Source organism: Streptomyces bugieae (assembly GCF_036352915.1).
GTDB classification, from domain to species: domain Bacteria; phylum Actinomycetota; class Actinomycetes; order Streptomycetales; family Streptomycetaceae; genus Streptomyces; species Streptomyces endophytica.
This window is the reverse complement of record NZ_JAZBJP010000001.1, coordinates 1,050,802-1,068,009: the sequence shown is the minus strand read 5'-3', so window position 1 is coordinate 1,068,009 and position 17,208 is coordinate 1,050,802. Positions and strand designations below refer to the sequence as shown.

Annotated in this window: 16 protein-coding genes; 11 read left to right on the top strand and 5 right to left on the bottom strand. The window is 73.7% G+C overall.

What is annotated here, in order from left to right; translation table 11 throughout:
- The first annotated feature begins 78 nt into the window (after positions 1-78).
- Positions 79-1,674, top strand: coding sequence for an ABC-F family ATP-binding cassette domain-containing protein (locus V2J85_RS04980; protein WP_330820714.1), 1,596 nt, complete (start codon positions 79-81; stop codon positions 1,672-1,674).
- The gene (locus tag V2J85_RS04975; RefSeq protein ID WP_330820713.1) at positions 1,671-2,573 is read left to right on the top strand and encodes an alpha/beta fold hydrolase; all 903 of its coding nucleotides are present in this window, start codon (positions 1,671-1,673) and stop codon (positions 2,571-2,573) included. The genes V2J85_RS04980 and V2J85_RS04975 overlap by 4 nt, the downstream gene beginning before the upstream one ends.
- An 84-nt stretch (positions 2,574-2,657) precedes the next feature.
- Here V2J85_RS04975 and V2J85_RS04970 read toward each other — a convergent pair whose 3' ends face one another.
- A complete protein-coding gene (locus V2J85_RS04970; RefSeq protein ID WP_419836736.1) occupies positions 2,658-3,197 on the bottom strand; it encodes a Rieske (2Fe-2S) protein in 540 nt (179 codons plus the stop codon).
- Between the two features lie 120 nt (positions 3,198-3,317).
- Positions 3,318-5,339 carry a prolyl oligopeptidase family serine peptidase gene (locus tag V2J85_RS04965; protein ID WP_330820760.1) on the bottom strand — a complete coding sequence of 674 codons (2,022 nt, stop codon included), beginning with the start codon at positions 5,337-5,339 and terminating at the stop codon, positions 3,318-3,320.
- Positions 5,340-5,722: 383 nt separating this feature from the next.
- On the opposite strand from V2J85_RS04965, the gene V2J85_RS04960 reads away from it, so the two are divergent.
- The 7 genes from V2J85_RS04960 to V2J85_RS04930 all read left to right on the top strand — a co-directional run bounded on the left by V2J85_RS04960 (position 5,723) and on the right by V2J85_RS04930 (position 11,784).
- Complete coding sequence (locus V2J85_RS04960) at positions 5,723-6,547, top strand: HipA family kinase (RefSeq protein WP_261952882.1); 825 nt, start codon at positions 5,723-5,725, stop codon at positions 6,545-6,547.
- Positions 6,544-6,939, top strand: a complete 396-nt coding sequence (locus V2J85_RS04955) for a DUF3037 domain-containing protein (protein WP_330820712.1) — start codon at positions 6,544-6,546, stop codon at positions 6,937-6,939. The genes V2J85_RS04960 and V2J85_RS04955 overlap by 4 nt, the downstream gene beginning before the upstream one ends.
- Positions 6,940-7,251: 312 nt before the next feature.
- Positions 7,252-8,013: a 3-oxoacyl-ACP reductase FabG gene (fabG, locus tag V2J85_RS04950; protein WP_261952884.1), complete on the top strand. Its 762-nt coding sequence runs from the start codon at positions 7,252-7,254 to the stop codon at positions 8,011-8,013.
- 28 nt (positions 8,014-8,041) lie between these two features.
- Positions 8,042-8,812, top strand: coding sequence for an SDR family oxidoreductase (locus V2J85_RS04945; RefSeq protein ID WP_261952885.1), 771 nt, complete (start codon positions 8,042-8,044; stop codon positions 8,810-8,812).
- Between the two features lie 153 nt (positions 8,813-8,965).
- The gene (locus V2J85_RS04940) at positions 8,966-9,943 is read left to right on the top strand and encodes an aldo/keto reductase (protein ID WP_330820711.1); all 978 of its coding nucleotides are present in this window, start codon (positions 8,966-8,968) and stop codon (positions 9,941-9,943) included.
- A 371-nt stretch (positions 9,944-10,314) separates the two neighbouring features.
- Positions 10,315-10,983: a uracil-DNA glycosylase gene (locus tag V2J85_RS04935; protein ID WP_261957231.1), complete on the top strand. Its 669-nt coding sequence runs from the start codon at positions 10,315-10,317 to the stop codon at positions 10,981-10,983.
- Positions 10,984-11,229: 246 nt separating this feature from the next.
- Positions 11,230-11,784 carry a hypothetical protein gene (locus V2J85_RS04930; protein WP_330820759.1) on the top strand — a complete coding sequence of 185 codons (555 nt, stop codon included), beginning with the start codon at positions 11,230-11,232 and terminating at the stop codon, positions 11,782-11,784.
- Here V2J85_RS04930 and V2J85_RS04925 read toward each other — a convergent pair.
- The gene (locus tag V2J85_RS04925) at positions 11,781-12,614 is read right to left on the bottom strand and encodes a TetR/AcrR family transcriptional regulator (RefSeq protein ID WP_419836735.1); all 834 of its coding nucleotides are present in this window, start codon (positions 12,612-12,614) and stop codon (positions 11,781-11,783) included. The genes V2J85_RS04930 and V2J85_RS04925 overlap by 4 nt on opposite strands.
- Positions 12,615-12,749: 135 nt before the next feature.
- Between V2J85_RS04925 and V2J85_RS04915 the strand changes: the two genes are divergently transcribed.
- Positions 12,750-14,084, top strand: coding sequence for an FAD-dependent monooxygenase (locus V2J85_RS04915; protein ID WP_330820710.1), 1,335 nt, complete (start codon positions 12,750-12,752; stop codon positions 14,082-14,084).
- Positions 14,081-14,989: a Gfo/Idh/MocA family protein gene (locus V2J85_RS04910; RefSeq protein ID WP_261952889.1), complete on the top strand. Its 909-nt coding sequence runs from the start codon at positions 14,081-14,083 to the stop codon at positions 14,987-14,989. The genes V2J85_RS04915 and V2J85_RS04910 overlap by 4 nt, the downstream gene beginning before the upstream one ends.
- On the opposite strand, the gene lnt is transcribed toward V2J85_RS04910, so the two are convergent.
- Positions 14,958-16,550: an apolipoprotein N-acyltransferase gene (lnt, locus tag V2J85_RS04905; protein ID WP_261952890.1), complete on the bottom strand. Its 1,593-nt coding sequence runs from the start codon at positions 16,548-16,550 to the stop codon at positions 14,958-14,960. The genes V2J85_RS04910 and lnt overlap by 32 nt on opposite strands.
- Before the next feature lie 170 nt (positions 16,551-16,720).
- Positions 16,721-17,203 carry a nuclear transport factor 2 family protein gene (locus tag V2J85_RS04900; RefSeq protein WP_261952891.1) on the bottom strand — a complete coding sequence of 161 codons (483 nt, stop codon included), beginning with the start codon at positions 17,201-17,203 and terminating at the stop codon, positions 16,721-16,723.
- Positions 17,204-17,208: the final 5 nt, after the last annotated feature.

The window sequence follows — 17,208 nt, the reverse complement described above, 5'->3', positions numbered from 1 at the left end:
CGGAGCGACGACACGCACCGGCCGCCGCGCGCCCACTCCTCGCACCACCCGAACTACGGCCCTGGAGCCCCACTTCTCATGATCACCGCCACCGGTCTCGAACTGCGCGCCGGCGCTCGCGTCCTCATCGAGTCGGCGTCCTTCCGCGTTGCCCGCGGCGACCGCATCGGCCTGGTCGGCCGCAACGGCGCCGGCAAGACCACCCTCACCAAGGTCCTCGCGGGGGAGGGCCTGCCCGCCGACGGCACCGTCACCCGCACCGGCGACATCGGCTACCTGCCGCAGGACCCGCGCACCGGCGACCTGGACGTGCTGGCGCTCGACCGGGTGCTCTCCGCCCGCGGCCTGGACACCGTGCTCCGGTCGATCCGCGAGTGCCAGGAGCGGATCGCCACCGGCCGTGGCGCGACCCGGGAGAAGGCGCTGAAGAGGTACGAGCGGCTGGAGACCGAGTTCCTGGCCAAGGGCGGATACGCGACCGAGGCGGAGGCCGCCACCATCGCCGCCAGCCTGGGCCTGCCCGATCGTGTCCTGGAACAGCCCCTGCACACCCTCTCCGGTGGCCAGCGCCGCCGCGTCGAACTCGCCCGCATCCTCTTCTCCGACGCCGACATCCTGCTGCTGGACGAGCCCACCAACCACCTCGACGCGGACTCCATCCTCTGGCTGCGCGACTTCCTCAAGACCTACCAGGGCGGGTTCGTCGTCATCTCGCACGACATCGACCTCGTCGAGACCGTCGTCAACAAGGTCTTCCACCTGGACGCCAACCGCACCGCCATCGACGTCTACAACATGGGGTGGAAGCAGTACCAGGCCCAGCGGGCCGCCGACGAACGCCGTCGCAAGCGCGAACGCGCCAACGCCGAGAAGAAGGCCTCGGCCCTCAGCTACCAGGCGAACCGGCTGCGCGCCGGCACCAAGGCGGTCGCCGCCCAGAACATGGCCCGCCGCGCCGAGAAGCTCCTGCAGGACCTGGAGCCCGAGCGGCACGCCGACAAGGTGGCCAAACTCCGCTTCCCCGAGCCCGCACCGTGCGGCCGGACCCCGCTCACCGCCGAGGGCCTGTCCAAGGCGTACGGCTCCCTGGAGATCTTCACCGACGTCAACCTCGCCATCGACAAGGGCTCCCGGGTCGTCATCCTGGGCCTCAACGGCGCCGGCAAGACCACCCTGCTGCGCCTCCTCGCCGGCGTCGACACCCCCGACACCGGCAAGGTGATCCCCGGGCACGGCCTCAAGTGCGGCTACTACGCACAGGAACACGAGACCCTCGACGGCGACCGCACCGTACTGGAGAACATGCGCACCGCCGCGCCCGGCATGGACCTGGCCGAGATCCGCAAGGTGCTCGGCTCCTTCCTCTTCTCGGGCGATGACGTGGACAAACCCGCCCGAGTGCTGTCCGGCGGCGAGAAGACCCGGCTCGCCCTGGCCACCCTGGTCGTCTCCTCCGCCAACGTCCTGCTGCTCGACGAGCCCACCAACAACCTCGACCCGGCCAGCCGCGAGGAGATCCTCGGTGCCCTGCGCACCTACACCGGCGCGGTCGTCCTGGTGACGCACGACGAGGGCGCCGTCGACGCCCTCCAACCGGAGCGGATCATCCTCCTCCCGGACGGCGTCGAGGACCTGTGGGGCGACGAGTACGCCGACCTCGTGGCCCTCGCATGACCTCCGCCACAGACGACGGGCCCCCGTTGGGCATCGACGCCCCCGCCCGGCTCGGCCGCACCGCACTGCCCGACGGCCGCCGGCTGGCCTGGGCGGAATGGGGGCCGCCGGAGGGCCGGCCGGTGCTGCTGTGCCCCGGGGGCGCCACCGGTCGGACCCTCGGCTTCGGCACGCATCTGCTCGACGACCTGGGCGTCCGCCTGCTCTCCGTGGACCGCCCCGGCCTCGGCGCCTCCGACCCCGCGCCCGGCCGGACCCTGACCGACTGGGCCGACGATGTGGCCGCCCTCCTCGCCGCCCGCGGTATCCGCCGCCCCCACCTGGTCGGCTACTCCCAGGGCGTCCCCTTCGCGCTGGCCTGCGCGGCCCACGGCCTGGCCACCGCGGTATCGGCCGTCTCCGGCAGCGCCGAACCGTCCGCACCCGAACTGGCCGACGCCCTCTCGCCGGACGTACGGGACATGGTGACGGCCGTGGCCCGCGACCCCGAAGACGCCGAAGCGACGGTCGCCGCCTCCGCGGACGCCGCTTCGATGTGGGACATGGTGACGGCCGGCTGCGCCCCTGCCGACCGCGCGGTCTTCCGCCACCGGGCCTTCGCCCACGCCTTCCGCCAGGCGATCGAGAGGGGCTTCGCCCAGGGCCCCGGCGGCTTCGCCCGCGACACCGTACTGACCATGGGCCGCTGGCCGTTCACGCTCACCGACATCACCGTCCCGGTCGACCTCTGGTACGGCGAGGACGACGCCAGCATGTTCCACTCGCACCACCTGAGCGAGCCCCTCGTCCGCGAGCTGCCCCTGGCCCACCGCCACATCGTCCGGCACGCCGGCGGGCTGCTGCTCTGGACGCACGCGGAAGCCGTATTGCGCGCGTTGTTGCGGCACGGCGAGGTGTGAGGGGCGCCAGGGGGAGCGGCGGGTAGGAGGGCAGGCCGTCCGCCGGGGCTCCGGGCCCCGGCGGACGGCTGGAGGGCGACGCTGTCAGCCGAGGGTGACTGCGCCTCCCTTGACGCTCACCTTGGCCGGCGCCAGCCCCTTGGTGGCGGGGCCGTGCTTCACGCTGCCATCGGTGATGTCGAACTTGCTGCCGTGACAAGGGCAGTTGATGGTGCCGCCGGAGACCTCGTTGACGACGCAGCCGGCATGCGGGCAGACCGCGGAGAACGCCTTGATCTCGCCGTTCTGCGGCTGGGTGACCACGACCTTCTCCGCCTTGAAGATCTTGCCGCCGCCCTGTGGGATCTCCGCCGCCTTGGCGAGCTCCTTGCCGGCCGCGCCGGCGCCACTGCCTGCCTCGGAACCGCCCGCCCCCGCGGCGCCGTTGCCGGCCGCCGCCTTGTCGCCGCTGCCCGAGTCGGCCATGTCGTTGCCGCAGGCCGCGAGCGCCGCCGTCAGGCCGGCCGCGCCGGCCGCCGCCACGACGGTCCGCCGGGCCATTCCGCAGCACGGCCGTGCCGGAACCGTCTCCTCCGTCCCCGTCGCCGCGGTCTCCGTCCGCCCCGTTGCTGCCTGTCGTGCCATGGTCTGCCTCCGGTTCCTGGTGGTGCCTTCGGTGCGCGATCTGGTCCATGGACGTTGCACAAGCTCCATACGGAGACCTCGGCGGCCGCGTTCAAACCCGGGCACGTTCTTGTCCGCGGGTCACACTCCGACGGCCGACAGCGCATCCCGCAGGAAGTCCCGCTGGAAGATCAGCAACTGCTCGTTGACCGCGTCGTCGGTCGGCAGATGGGTGGCCCCCGGCAGCGGCAGCACACTGTGCGGACGGCCCGCCGCGAGCAGCTCCGCCGAGAAGCGCAGGGTGTGCGCGGCCGCCACGTTGTCGTCCGCGAGCCCGTGGACGAGCAGCAGCGGACGGGTCAGCAGATGGCCGTGCCCGGCCAGGGAGGAGCGCACATAGGCGTCCGGATGCTCCTCCGGGTGGCCCAGGAACCGCTCCTTCCAGTGGGTGTCGTACAGCCGCTGGTCGGTGGGCGGGGCGCCGGCCACCGCCGCGTGGAACACATCGGGGCGGTGCAGCACCGCGGCGGCCGCCAGGAACCCGCCGAACGACCAGCCGCGGATCGCCACCCGCGACAGGTCCAGGTCCGGGTACCGCGCGGCGGCCGCCCGTACCGCGTCCACCTGGTCCTCCAGCGCCGGCCCGAGCTGGTCGCCGTGCACCGCCTTCTCCCAGGCCGGCCCCCGGCCCGGCGTGCCCCGCCCGTCGGCCGCCAATACGGCGAAGCCCTGCTCGGCGAACCACTGCGACACACAGGTGAACCACCCGCGGCCCCGCCCCACCACCTGGATCCCCGGCCCGCCGTACGGATCGAGCAGCACCGGCAGCCGGCCCGCGCCCTCCCGGTGCCACGACGGCAGGTAGAGGGCGGCGCGCAACTCCCGCTCTCCCAAGGTGAGAAAGACCGGCCGCGGGGTGACCGCCGGGGTCTCGGCGAGCGAGGTGATGCCCGCCGCGGGTTCGCCGTCGCGCACCACGCTCACCTCGTCGCCGTGCGGGGTCTCCCCCTCGACCACCACGGTGCCGCCCCGCCCCGTGCCCGTGAACCGGCCCGGCCCCCGGCTCAGCCGCCGGTTGCCGCGGCCGGGCTCATGGCACCACACATGGGTCTCCAGCGGGTCCTCGCTCGCCGTGAAGAGCACCCGTTCCCCCTCCACTCCCACTACGGCGCGCAGTTGGAGCCCTTCCGGGGTGACCCGCCGGCCCCCGACGGTCAGATGGCGGGTGCCGCCGTCGTCCTCGGGGAGCACCAGCGCGCCCGAGGCGGTACGGGCCGGAGTGCCCGGTATCAGCTCCACCCAGGCCGGATCGGTCCGCTCGTGCCGCACCTCGGTGGCCCCGGTCGACGGATCGACCGCGAGCAGCCGGACCGTGTGCTGATCACGGCTCTGCACGGCCAGGAAGGGGCCGTGCGCGTCCCAGCCGGCCTCGGTGAGGTACTCGTACGCCGTGCGGTCCCAGGTGACCTCCACGCGCCTGCCGTCCAGCGCGACGAGCTGCACCGTGACGTCCGCGTTGGCGGTACCGGCGGACGGGTACCGGATCGTCCGCGGCGGCCTGGCCGGATCCGCGGGGTCGGCGAGGTAGCGCCGGGCCACCCGGCCGGTGTCGACCCGCGCCACCAGGAGGCGGCGGCTGTCCGGGGCCCACCAGTAGCCGCGCAGCCGGCCCATGGATTCGGCCGCCACGTATTCGGCGAGGCCGTAGGAGACGTCGGGGCCCTCCGCGCGGGCCAGCTGCCGGTCGTCCCCGGACAGCGTGACGACGTGGAGGGAGCGGCCGCTCACATAGGCGATGGACCGTCCGTCGGGTGAGGGGCGGGGATCGACCACCGGACCGGCCGCCGGGACGGGGAACGGCTCGCCCCCGTCGGTTCGCACCGCCCACAGCGCACCGGACAGCGCGAACGCCACCAGCCGCGCGTCGCCGTCGGCCGCGTAGGAGACCACCCCGGCCGACCTCTCCCGGGCGCGCTCCCGGCGCAGCCGCTCCTCCTCGGGGAGCGACTCGGCCGCGTCCCCCACGAGGAGCGCCGGATCGGCCAGCACCCGTTCCGCACCGTTCTCGTACTGCCACAGCCGGCCCACGGGGTCGGTGCCCGAACCCGTGCGGACGAAGAGCACCCGGCGGCCGTCCGGGGAGACGGTGACATGCCGGGGCACCCCGAGGGAGAAGCGGCGGGTGCGGGCGAACTGGCGTGGAAACGCGGCGGAGTTGACGGGAGGGGCGGGGTCGGTGCGGGGCGCGGGGCCGGCGGTGCGGTGGTCCAAGGTGCGGTCGTCCAGGGGACGGTCGTTCACGATGCTGTCCTCCAGTGTGTGTGCTGCACTGTCATCCCGGGGATGCCGTGGGGGCGTTCCACACGGCCTTCCGGCCGGCGTTCCGGCCGGCGTTCCCCAAGGCGTTCCACGGGCATTCCGCCGTGACATTCCACGGGGAGCTTTCTCCGGGTCTTTCCGCCGGAATCCGCGCAGCACGGAGCACCGGTACCGGACCGGGCGGAAAAGGAATAACGGGTGGCAGAACGCTGCCGTAGCCTGTGGGGATGTTGACCGAAGTCATGGCGACCCGCTATGTCACGCCCTTGCGTGAGGGCGGATCGCTCCCGGGAATCGTCGAGGCCGACGATCTCGGAACTTATATCATGAAGTTCACCGGTGCCGGGCAAGGCCGCAAAACCCTCGTCGCCGAGGTGATCTGCGGGCAGTTGGGCCGCCGGCTCGGGCTGCGGGTGCCGGAGCTGGTCCGGATGCAGCTCGACCCCGTCATCGGCCTCAGCGAGCCCGACCAGGAGGTCCAGGAGCTGCTGAAGGCCAGCGGCGGGCTCAATCTCGGCATGGACTACCTCCCCGGATCGCTGGGATTCGATCCGCTCGCGTTCGAGGTGAGCGCGCGGGAGGCGGGCCGGGTGGTCTGGTTCGACGCGCTGATCAACAATGTCGATCGGTCCTGGCGCAATCCCAATCTGCTGGTCTGGCACGGCGAACTCTGGCTGATCGACCACGGCGCCGCGATGATCTGGCACCACAACTGGCCGACCGCCGAAAAGGCCGCGAGCCGGCCGTACAACGCCTCCGACCATGTGCTCGCCACGTTCGGTCCGGACCTCGCGGCGGCGGCCGAGGAATTCGCGCCGCGGATCACCGAGGAACTGCTGACCGAGATCACCGCCGACGTGCCGGACGAATGGCTCGTCGACGAGCCCGGATTCGACTCGCCGGACGTGCTGCGCCAGGCGTACGTGAAGACGCTGCTGGCGCGCGCCCGTACGATCAGCGATCAGATCACCGTCGGGGAGCCCACCAAGGACAAGCCCTCGCAGGCGCCGGCATGGCTGGCGGGGAAGTTGCCTCGGAGGGCAGTGAAGTGACCGGTCTGCACAACGGACGCGATGTTTTCGAGTACGCCCTGCTGAAGGTCGTGCCCCGGGTGGAGCGCGGCGAGATGATCAATGCCGGTGTGGTGGTGTACTGCCGCGCCCGGCGCTTCGTCGAGGCCCGCACCCATCTGGACGAGGCCCGGCTGCTGGCGCTGGATCCGACGGTCGACGTCGAGGGGGTGCGCGCCGCGCTCGGCGCGGTGGAAGGGATCTGCGCGGGCGGCGAACGGGCCGGACAGGCCGCGGCGGACGACGCGGGGCGCCGGTTCCGCTGGCTGATCGCCCCGCGCAGCACCATCGTCCAGCCCGGCCCGGTGCACACCGGGCTGACCGCCGACCCCGCGACCGAGGCGGAGCGGCTGCTGGACCTGCTGGTCCGCTGAGCCGGATTCCGCATCCACCCGGCCGCTCACCCGGAGTCCGCGGACAACGGCATTCCGCCGATACCCGGATGCGTCCACAGGGGGCGCCCGGCCCGTCTCCCGGGTCGGGCGCCCCTTTGCTCCGTCCGTCCGGTTTCCGCGCCTCCACCGGGGCGGTGCAGGTGAGCTCGGCAACGGCGCGGTGGTGGGGCGTTGACAGCGGGTGGCCGGGCTTCTAGCGTCAGCCCTGCTCAGGCTACTAAGCGGTTGCTCACCCACGGGATATCGGTGCGGCGGACCGCTTGTCGAGGTTTCGAGGTGAGGAGAACCCGCATGTCCACCACCGAGCAGCGCGTCGCCATCGTGACGGGCGCGGCCCGCGGTATCGGCGCGGCCACCGCCGTACGCCTGGCGGCCGAGGGCCGCGCCGTCGCCGTCATCGACCTCGACGAGGCGGCCTGTAAGGACACCGTCGAGAAGATCACCGCGGCCGGCGGCAAGGCCGTCGCGATCGGCTGTGACGTCTCGGACTCCGAGCAGGTCGAGGCGGCGGTGACCCGGGTCGCCTCCGAGCTCGGCGCGCCGACCATCCTCGTCAACAACGCCGGTGTGCTGCGCGACAACCTGCTGTTCAAGATGAGCGACACCGACTGGGACACGGTCATGAACGTGCACCTGCGGGGCGCGTTCCTGATGTCCCGCGCCTGCCAGAAACACATGGTGGACGCCAAGTTCGGCCGGATCGTGAACCTCTCCTCCAGTTCGGCGCTGGGCAACCGCGGCCAGGTCAACTACTCGGCCGCCAAGGCCGGTCTGCAGGGCTTCACCAAGACCCTCGCCATCGAGCTCGGCAAGTTCGGCGTGACCGCCAACGCCGTCGCCCCCGGCTTCATCGTCACCGACATGACCGCCGCCACCGCCGAGCGCGTGGGCATGGGCTTCGAGGACTTCCAGGCCGCGGCCGCCACCCAGATCCCGGTCCAGCGCGTCGGCCGGCCCGACGACATCGCCAACGCGATCGCCTTCTTCACCGGCGAGGCGGCGGGGTTCGTTTCCGGCCAGGTCCTGTACGTCGCCGGCGGCCCGCTCAACTGACCGCCCACCGACCACAGGAGTACAGGACATGACCGAGCAGGCAAGCGGGCTCCCGGAGCCCTCCGGCAAGGTGGCGCTGGTGACCGGCGCAAGCCGCGGGATCGGCTACGGCATCGCGGAGGCGCTGGTCGCCCGCGGTGACCGGGTCGTCATCACCGGACGCAACGAGGACGCCCTCAAGGAGGCCGTCGAGAAGCTGGGCGCGGAACGGGTGATCGGCGTCGCGGGCAAGGCGCATGACGAGGCCCACCAGGCCGTCGCCGTCGAGCGCGCGATGGAGGCCTTCGGCCGGGTCGACTACCTGGTCAACAACGCCGGGACGAACCCGGTGTTCGGGCCCATCGCCGACCTCGACCTCGGCGTCGCCCGCAAGGTGTTCGAGACCAACGTCGTCTCGGCGCTCGGCCTCGCGCAGCGCACTTGGCACGCGTGGCAGAAGGAGAACGGCGGCGCCATCGTCAACATCGCGTCGATCGCCGGGCTCAGCGCCTCGCCGTTCATCGGCGCGTACGGCATCAGCAAGGCCGCGATGATCAACCTGACGCAGCAACTGGCGCACGAGTTCGCGCCGTTGGTGCGGGTCAACTCCATCGCGCCCGCCGTGATCAAGACCAAGTTCGCGGCCGCGCTCTACGAGGACCGCGAGGAGGAGGCGGCGGCCGCCTACCCGATGGCGCGGCTCGGCGTCCCGGAGGACATCGGCGGGGCGGCGGCCTTCCTGCTGTCCGACGCCTCGGGCTGGATCACCGGCCAGACACTGGTCGTGGACGGCGGTCTGTTCCTCAACGCGGGGGCGTGAGCGCCGGCCCGGGGCGGTAGGCCCCGGCCGAGCCCGCGTCGCTGAGCCCGTCGGCCGGCTTGCGTTGGTGTGCGCTCCAAGAGGCAGAGTCCGTGGTGCCGGTCCCCGAGGGGCCGGCACCACTCGCGTGAGCGGACCGTCGGGAGACATGCCATGCACCACCGCACGCTCGGGGGCGGCCACGGGCCCCGGATCAGCGCCGTCTGCCTGGGCACGTGGCGGTTCGGCAGCACCGTCGACGAGGCGACCGCGTTCGCGATCCTCGACCGGTTCGCGGAGGCCGGCGGTACGTTCGTCGACACCGCGAACCACTGCGGCTGCCGGGTGCCGGGTGCCACCGGCGACGAGAGCGAGCTGCTGCTCGGCCGCTGGCTGCGCAGCCGGCGTGCCGCCGGCCGTACGGTCGTGGCCACTACGGCCGGCGCCCGGCCCGACCCACGTCGCGGAGGGCGGTGGCCCGCCGATACGGAGAATCTGGGCGCCGCAGCCGTACGGGCGGCCATCGAGGCCAGCCTGCGCCGCCTGGGCATCGACCGGGTGGACCTGTATTACGCCCACTCGTTCGCCCACACCGAGGACCGCGGCGTTCCCCTGGAGGAAACAGTGGCGGCGCTGGCCGGTCTGGTGCGGGACGGCACGGTGGAGGTCCTCGGGGCCGCCAACCACCGGACGTGGCGGCTCGCCGAGGCCCGGCTCCTCGCCGCCGGGCGGGGACTGCCCGGCTTCCGGGCCGTCCAACAGCGGTACACGTATCTGCGGCCGCGCCGGGGGCTGCCGCCGGACCACCAGGTGGAGACCGACGAGGAACTGCTCGACTACGTGGCGGCGCACCCCGGCCTGACGCTGCTCGCCCGCGGGACGCTGATGGGCGGCGCCTACGCCCGCCCGGACCGCCCGCCGCCGGAGCGTTACGACCACCCCGGGTCGGTGGCGCGGCTGCGCGTACTGGCGGAGGTCGCGGCGGAGTGCGGCGCCACGGTGAACCAGGTGGTCCTGGCCTGGCTCATGGGCGGCCCCCAACCGGTCGTGCCCGTACTGGGCGTGACCTCGCCGGCCCAGCTGGACGAGTGCCTGGCGGCCCTGGACCTCCGGCTGGACCCGGTGCAGAGGGCTCGGCTGGATACGGCGTGAGGGGTGGGGCGGGGCTCTGGTGGGCGTTGCTGAGGTGGCCCCATCCCCCCACCCCCGAACCCACCCCCGCCCCCTCCCCCGAAGGGGGAGAGGGGGAGGGGGCGGGGGAAGCCGCGGCGGGGCAGGCAAAGCCGCGGGGGCCTGGTGGGGGAGGCCGGGGGGCGGTGGCGGCGGAGGCTGGGGCTCGGTGGGGGAGGCCGGGGCCCGTATCGTTGGCCCGCCCCCCACGCCGCAGCGGCCTGCCGCACCGGCATGGTCCGTCCCCAGCCCCCGGGAAGGATCGGCCCGTGGGCGGTGTTGTCAGTGGTCGCCGGTAGGTTCTGTGAGTGAGAACGCAACACACACCGGAGGTTGTTGACGTGGTGACCGACATGCTGCCCGAGTCCTGGCGTGGGGTACTCGGCGAGGAGTTGGCGAAGCCCTATTTCAAGGAGCTCACCGACTTCGTCGAGCAGGAGCGGGCCCAGGGCCCGGTCTATCCGCCCCGCGAGCAGGTTTTCGCGGCGCTGGAGGCGACGCCCTACGACCAGGTGAAGGTGCTCATTCTCGGCCAGGACCCGTATCACGGCGCGGGTCAGGGCCACGGCCTGTGCTTCTCCGTGCAGCCCGGGGTCAAGACGCCGCCGTCGCTGCGGAACATCTACAAGGAGATGAAGGAGGAGCTGGGCCACCCCATTCCGGACAACGGCTATCTGATGCCGTGGGCCCAGCAGGGCGTCCTGCTGCTGAACGCCGTCCTGACGGTCCGCGAGGCGGAGGCCAATTCCCACAAGGGCAAGGGATGGGAGAAGGTCACCGACGCGGTGATCCGCGCGGTGGCGGCCCGGCCCGATCCGGCGGTCTTCGTGCTGTGGGGGAATTACGCCAAGAAGAAGCTGCCGCTGATCGACGAGGACCGGCATGTCGTGGTGCAGGGCGCGCACCCCTCCCCGCTGTCGGCGAAGAAGTTCTTCGGCTCCCGCCCGTTCACCCAGATCAACGCCGCGATCGCCGCGCAGGGCCACGCCCCGATCGACTGGCGCATCCCGGACCTGGGCTGAGCAGCCGGCCGGGACCGTAGCCGGCCCTCGTGCAGCTGCCACCCGGTCGGAACCGCGGCCCGTTCTCGTACGGCTTCCGCCTGGCGGGGACGGTGGGCCCCTCGCCGGGCTGCCACCCGGCCGGCCGTAGCCCGTGCTCGTCCGGCTGCCACCCGGTGCGTCGCGCACACCGAGCGAAGCTCCCCGGTGGCGGTTAGCGTCGAGGAAACGTCAGCGGTGGTGAGCGGATACGGGGAGTGCGCGGTGGTGGAGGAGCGGCGGGAGGCGGTCTCCGAGGACGGGGTACTGACCCGGATCGGCCAGGCGATCATGCTGCATCGGGCCGGCGACCGCGAAGAGGCACGTAATCGCCTCTCCGCGCTGTGGCACGAGATCGGGCCGCGGGGCGACGCCTTTCACCGCTGCGCCCTCGCGCACTACATGGCCGACACCCAGGACGACCCGCAGGACGAACTGGACTGGGACCTCCGGGCCCTGGAAGCGGCCGAGGGATTCGTCACCGAGCGGCGTCCGGGCACCGGGCCCGCGGCAGGTGAGTCCGGTGTGGCCGCCGCGCCGGAGGGGAGCCCCGGCCCCCGGCACCACCCCCTCGTCGCGCTGCGGGCGTTCTTCCCCTCGTTGCATCTCAACATCGCCGCCGACTATGCGGCGCTCGACCGGCCGGCCGACGCCCGGGCCCAGCTGCTGCGGGCCCGGGCGTCGGTCAATGCGCTCGCCGACGGCGAATACCGCCAGGGGCTGCGGGACGCGATCCATCGTCTGGAGCTCCAGCTCGGCGGGGCGGCCGGCCGTACCCCCTAGCGTCCTGCGTCCTGGCCGCGCAGCATGCCGGTCAGGAGTTCCGCGCAGGAGGTACGCAGCTCGGCGCGGGTGGGGGTGGTGGTGTGGAACTGCCCGGCGGTGCAGGAGAAGAGCACGCCGTCGCACCAGGCCACCATCGTGAGCGCATGCCGTTCGGGCGCGGCGGAGCCGGCCGCCGCCAGCATCGCGACCATCGGCTCGCGGAAGGCCCGACCCGCCCGGTCGTAGATCTCCCGCAGTGCGGGCCTGCGGGTGGCCTCCAGAGCGAGTTCGTAGCGGGCGAGGAGCAGCTGCCGGTGCCGTGAGAGGTACCGGTGCAGCGCGAGCGCGAGGGCGTTCGCGACGGCCTCCGGACCGGCGACGGCCTCCGGACCGGCGACGGCCTCCGGACCGGCGACCGCCTCCGGACTCGTTTCCGCCTCCGGGCCGGTGTCAGTCTCCGGACCAATTTCTCCTGCCGGACCGGTTTCTCCTGCCGGACCGGTGTCCACCGGCGGAGGCCCCGAGACGGCGGCCGCCGCCGCGTCGCCGGTGGTGTGTGCGGGGACGGCCGGCGTTTCCGCCGGCGTGAGTACCGCGGCCTCCCGTTCGGCCAGCCGCCGTACCGCCGCCTCCAGCAGGGCCTCCCGGGTCCGCGCGAGGTTCGAGGTGGAGCCCAACGGCAGACCGGCCGCCTCGTCGACGGCCCGATGGGTGAGCCCCCGCATCCCGCGCTCGGCGAGCAGGCGAATTGCCGCATCCGCGATCAGCTGAGCGCGGCCGGAGGCAGGGGTGGGAGGCGGGGTGCTGGTGGCGGTCGTAGTCGGGGGGCGGGCGTCACGGGCGGTCATGGGAGGAGCCTAGCGGGGTTACTACGGATGTAGTGATTGTGGTGACCGCGTCCGACTACAGGTGTAGTCTCCTGGCGCATGGCAACTACGGCTGTAGTTGCCGCTGCCAGGACCTCGGACGGACTCGGAGACGGCATGGAGCAGCGGCGCACCGCGCTGGTGATCGGTGGGGGGATCGGTGGGCTCACCGCCGCGGTGGCCCTGGACCGCCGGGGGTGGTCGGTCACCGTCGTCGAGCGGGCCGCCGCGCTGGCGCCGGTCGGGGCGGGCATCGCGCTGGCGCCGAACGCCCAGCGCGCGCTGGACACGATCGAGGTGGGCGACGCGGTGCGTGCGACGGCCGACTGGCAGGGGGCGGGGGAGCTCCGGCTGCCCGGCGGCCGTCGGCTGGCCCGTACGGACAACGCCGCGGCCGTCCGGCGCTTCGGTGGGCCGGTGGTGGTCGCCCACCGCGCCGAACTGGTCGCCCTGCTGGCTGCCCGGCTCCCCGAGGGGGCGGTCCGGACCCACGCCACGGCCACCCTCGTCGACCCGGGTGACCCCGGCCCGGGCGGCCGCCCGGCGCGGGTCCGCATCGCCGTGCCCGACGCGGCCGCCGCCGACGACGGGGACAACGCCAGGGCCGACCGCACCAGCAACGACGGGGACACCGCCACCCACACCCGCACCGCCACCGACCTCGAACTCTCCGCCGACCTGGTCGTCGCCGCCGACGGCATCCACTCCGCCGTCCGCCGCGCCGTCTTCCCCGGCCACCCCGCGCCCCGCTACGCCGGATTCACCGCCTGGCGGTTCGTCGTCCCGGCGCCCGACGGGGTGCGCGGGGTGGCGCACGAGACCTGGGGGCCCGGCGGCGTGTGGGGCACCGTGCCGCTGGCCGGTGGGCGGATCTACGCGTACGCCACCGCGGCCGTGCCCGCCGGGGGCCGGGCCGTCGACGACGAGCGGGCCGAACTCCTGCGGCGCTTCGGGGCCTGGCACCACCCCGTTCCGGCGCTGCTCGACGCCGTCGGCCCGGCCGAGGTGCTGCGCAACGACGTGTACACCGCGGCCGCCCCGCCACCCGCCTTCCACCACGGCCGGGTCGCCCTGCTCGGAGACGCCGTCCACCCGATGACGCCCAACCTGGGGCAGGGCGGCTGCCAGGCCGTCGAGGACGCCGTCGTGCTGGCGCACGAGGCCGCGCCGGACGCCGATCTGGGTGCCGCGCTGGCCGGGTACACCCGGCAGCGGCTGCCGCGCACCATGGAGGTGGTGCGCCGCGCCGAGCGGATCGGCCGGCTCACCACCTGGCGGTCCCGGCCCGCGTGTGCCCTGCGCGCCGGGCTGATGGCGGCCACCGCCCGCCTGGCGCCCGATCTCGCGCTGCGCGCCCTCGACGAGATCGCCGACTGGCGGCCGCCGGCCGGCACGTATGCTGCCGGGGCGCGGGGCACCAGGACCGCGGCACGACGCGAGGAGCAAGAGTGAAGATCGGCTGCATCGGACTCGGCGACATAGCGCAGAAGGCGTACCTGCCCGTACTGGGCAGCCTGCCGGGGACCGAACTCCATCTGCACACCCGGACCGCGGCCACCCTCCAACGGGTCGGCGCCGCCCACCGGCTGACCGGCGACCAGCTCCACGCGGACCTGGACTCGCTGCTCGCCGTCGGCCTGGACGCGGCGTTCGTGCACGCGGCGACCGCCGCCCACCCGGAGCTCGTCACCCGGCTCATCGAGGCCGGTGTGCCGACCTACGTGGACAAGCCGCTCTCCTACGAACTCGCCGAGTCCCGGCGGATCGTGGCGCTGGCCGAGGACCGGGGCGTGGGCCTGACCGTCGGCTTCAACCGCCGGTTCGCGCCGGCCTACGCGCAGTGCCGCGAGCACGCCCGCGACCTGATCCTGATGCACAAGAACCGGGTCGGGCTGCCCGAGGACCCGCGCACGCTGGTGCTGGACGACTTCATCCACGTCGTCGACACCCTGCGGTTCCTGCTGCCGGGCGAGCCGGACCACATCGACGTCCGGGCCAGAATCCGGGACGGTCTGATGCACCACGTGGTGCTCCAGCTGTCCGGCGACGGGTTCACCGCCATCGGCACCATGAACCGCCTCAGCGGCTCCGCGGAGGAGGTCCTCGACGTCTCCGGGCAGGACACCCGGCGGCAGGTCGTGAACCTCGCCGAGGTCATCGACCACAAGGGGCAGCCGACGATCCGGCGGCGCGGCGACTGGGTGCCGGTCGCCCGCCAGCGCGGTATCGAGCAGATCGTCCTGGCGTTCCTGGACGACGTACGGGCCGGCCGGCAGCCGTCCGCCCGGGACGCGCTGCGCACCCACGAACTGTGCGAGCGCGTGATCACCGACGCGATCGAGCAGCACGCCCGCTGAGTCGAGCGGAGGGAGCGGTCCCGCCGTCGGGACGACCGGATCGGGCCTTGCGCCCTCTGATCCTCCGCCCGCCGCTGTACGCACCCGCGACCACCAGCGCGCCCACCGCCCCGTACACCACCCAGTCGCCGAACCGGGTGTACGGGCTGGTGCCGGTGGCCAGCGGCAGGTCGTAGACGGCCGCCGCGCTGCGGTCGGTGCCGAGCGTGGTGCCGATCCGCTCGCCTTGGGGGCCGTACACCGCGCTGACGCCGGTGAGGGTGGCGTGCACCATCGGCCGCCAGGTCTCAGCGGCCCGCAGGGCGCCCAGGGAGGCGTGCTGCAGCGGAGCCCAGCTGTGCTGGAACGTGGACGTCGAGGACTGGGCGACGATCACCTGCGCACCGCCGCGCACCAGCGCGCGGCTCAGGTCGGGGAAGGCGGTCTCGAAGCAGACCAGCGGCCCGATCCGCAGGCCACCGGCCGTGGCGACGGGCATCACCACCTGGCGGGTGCCGCGTATCCGGTCGGTGCGGGCCGCCTTGCCCACCTTCGTCGCCCAGCCCAGCACGGACCGGAACGGTATGTACTCGCCGAACGGGACCAGCCGTCTCTTGGCGTAGCGGTCGCCGGTCGGGCCGTGCGGGCCGATCAGTACCGCGCTCTTGTAGATGCCCGGCCGACCGGCGCGCCTGGAGTCGGCGTTGACCAGCAGGTCGGCGCCGGTCTCCCGGGACAGTGCGGCGAGCCGGGCGGCGAGTGCCGGGCGGTCCGCCGGGTCCTGGTACAGGCTGCTCTCGCCCCAGACGACCAGGCGCACCCCGCGGCCGGCCAGCGACCGGGTGAGCGCCGCGCTGCGGGCCAGCCGCTGGCTCGGGGTGCCGTCCGGGCCGGGCTGGACGACCGCGATCCGCACCGTGCCGGCCGGGCGGGGGGCCGGCGCCACGAACCACGCGGCGCCGCCCGCCAGCGCGCACACCAGCAGACCGGCGACCGCGGGCCGCCAGGCGCAGCCGCGGGCGATCAGCTCGGCCAGGGCGGTGTTCACCGCCACGATCAGGAAGCTCAGCAGCCAGACCCCGCCGATCGACGCCAGCCGCAGTGCGGGCGCGACCTGCCACTGGCTGGCGCCCAGTAGGCCCCAGGGGCCACCCAAGTACTCCCAGGAGCGGACGAGTTCCACCATCAGCCAGCCCGAGGGCACCAGCACCAGCGCGGCCGACCTCCGCCCGGCGCCGGGCACACCGCCCAGCAGGGCCCGTACCAGCAGCCCCCAGGGCGCCCAGAGCGCACCGAGCAGCAGGGCGAGGACGAGGATGAAGACATGCAGGCTCGGCAGCAGCCAGTGGTGCACCGCCAGTATGAAACCGGCCCCGCCCAGCCAGCCGTCCAGCGCCGCCCGCCGGGGCGTCGGCGCGGTCCGCACCAGCAGCAGCCACGGCACCAGCGCGACGTACGCCAGCCACCACCACGACGGGGCGGGGAAGGTGAGCGCCGGCAGCGCCCCGGCGAGCGCGGCGGTCGCTCCCCGGCCCCAGGCGGAGCCGAGCCACCGCGTCCGGGGGCCGAGCGGTCTGTCCATACGGTCTCCACGGTCTGCCGGGTGCCGGTCCGTCCGTCCGGCCGGGCGCGCGGGACCGGCCGGACGCCCAGTGTGCGCGGGCGGTGCGATCAAGGAAAGGGGGCCTCGCCCGGGGGAGCCGGACGCTCGCCGGGACGGCCGAGGCGCACCCGGCCGCGGACCGCCCGGGGTCAGCCGCTCGGCTGCCGCACCTCCCGCCATTTCTCCCGTACGACGACCGAGGTCAGCCGCCAGCCGTCCGGGGTGCGGCGGGCGGTGAAGTCGTAGCGGCCGGCGCAGGTGTAGTTGGGGGCGGTGGGCCCGCCGTCGGCGTCGGTCGCCGGGCCGGCCAGCCGCATGGGATTGAGGTAGTCGGCCCGGATGTCGGCCGCGTCGCCCGGTGCGCCGTCCTGCGAGGTCAGCGTGATCCGGCGGTTGACGATCAGGTGCTGGCGGATCACGAAGTGCCGGAGCGTCTCGGCCAGCCAGGCGGCGACGTCCTCGGCGCTGCCCTCGATGCCGCCCGCCGAGCGGTAGTCGACCCGTGCGTCCGGGGTGAAAAGAGCCAGGTAGCCGGGCCAGTCGCCGTCGTCCACGGCGAGCGCGTAGCCGGTGACCAGATCGTCCAGGGCGAGCCGGTCCATGACGATGGAGTGTTCCGCGCGCTGCGTCATCTCCT

What these genes read in the sequence shown, in the direction of transcription:
- V2J85_RS04960 (WP_261952882.1), top strand. Translation starts at nt 5,723, where the DNA reads ATGTTGACCGAAGTCATGGCGACCCGCTATGTCACGCCCTTGCGTGAG.
- V2J85_RS04940 (WP_330820711.1), top strand. Translation starts at nt 8,966, where the DNA reads ATGCACCACCGCACGCTCGGGGGCGGCCACGGGCCCCGGATCAGCGCC.
- V2J85_RS04925 (WP_419836735.1), bottom strand. Translation starts at nt 12,614, where the DNA reads ATGACCGCCCGTGACGCCCGCCCCCCGACTACGACCGCCACCAGCACC.
- V2J85_RS04980 (WP_330820714.1), top strand. Translation starts at nt 79, where the DNA reads ATGATCACCGCCACCGGTCTCGAACTGCGCGCCGGCGCTCGCGTCCTC.
- V2J85_RS04900 (WP_261952891.1), bottom strand. Translation starts at nt 17,203, where the DNA reads ATGACGCAGCGCGCGGAACACTCCATCGTCATGGACCGGCTCGCCCTG.
- V2J85_RS04915 (WP_330820710.1), top strand. Translation starts at nt 12,750, where the DNA reads ATGGAGCAGCGGCGCACCGCGCTGGTGATCGGTGGGGGGATCGGTGGG.
- V2J85_RS04975 (WP_330820713.1), top strand. Translation starts at nt 1,671, where the DNA reads ATGACCTCCGCCACAGACGACGGGCCCCCGTTGGGCATCGACGCCCCC.
- lnt (WP_261952890.1), bottom strand. Translation starts at nt 16,550, where the DNA reads ATGGACAGACCGCTCGGCCCCCGGACGCGGTGGCTCGGCTCCGCCTGG.
- V2J85_RS04945 (WP_261952885.1), top strand. Translation starts at nt 8,042, where the DNA reads ATGACCGAGCAGGCAAGCGGGCTCCCGGAGCCCTCCGGCAAGGTGGCG.
- V2J85_RS04970 (WP_419836736.1), bottom strand. Translation starts at nt 3,197, where the DNA reads ATGGCACGACAGGCAGCAACGGGGCGGACGGAGACCGCGGCGACGGGG.
- fabG (WP_261952884.1), top strand. Translation starts at nt 7,252, where the DNA reads ATGTCCACCACCGAGCAGCGCGTCGCCATCGTGACGGGCGCGGCCCGC.
- V2J85_RS04935 (WP_261957231.1), top strand. Translation starts at nt 10,315, where the DNA reads ATGCTGCCCGAGTCCTGGCGTGGGGTACTCGGCGAGGAGTTGGCGAAG.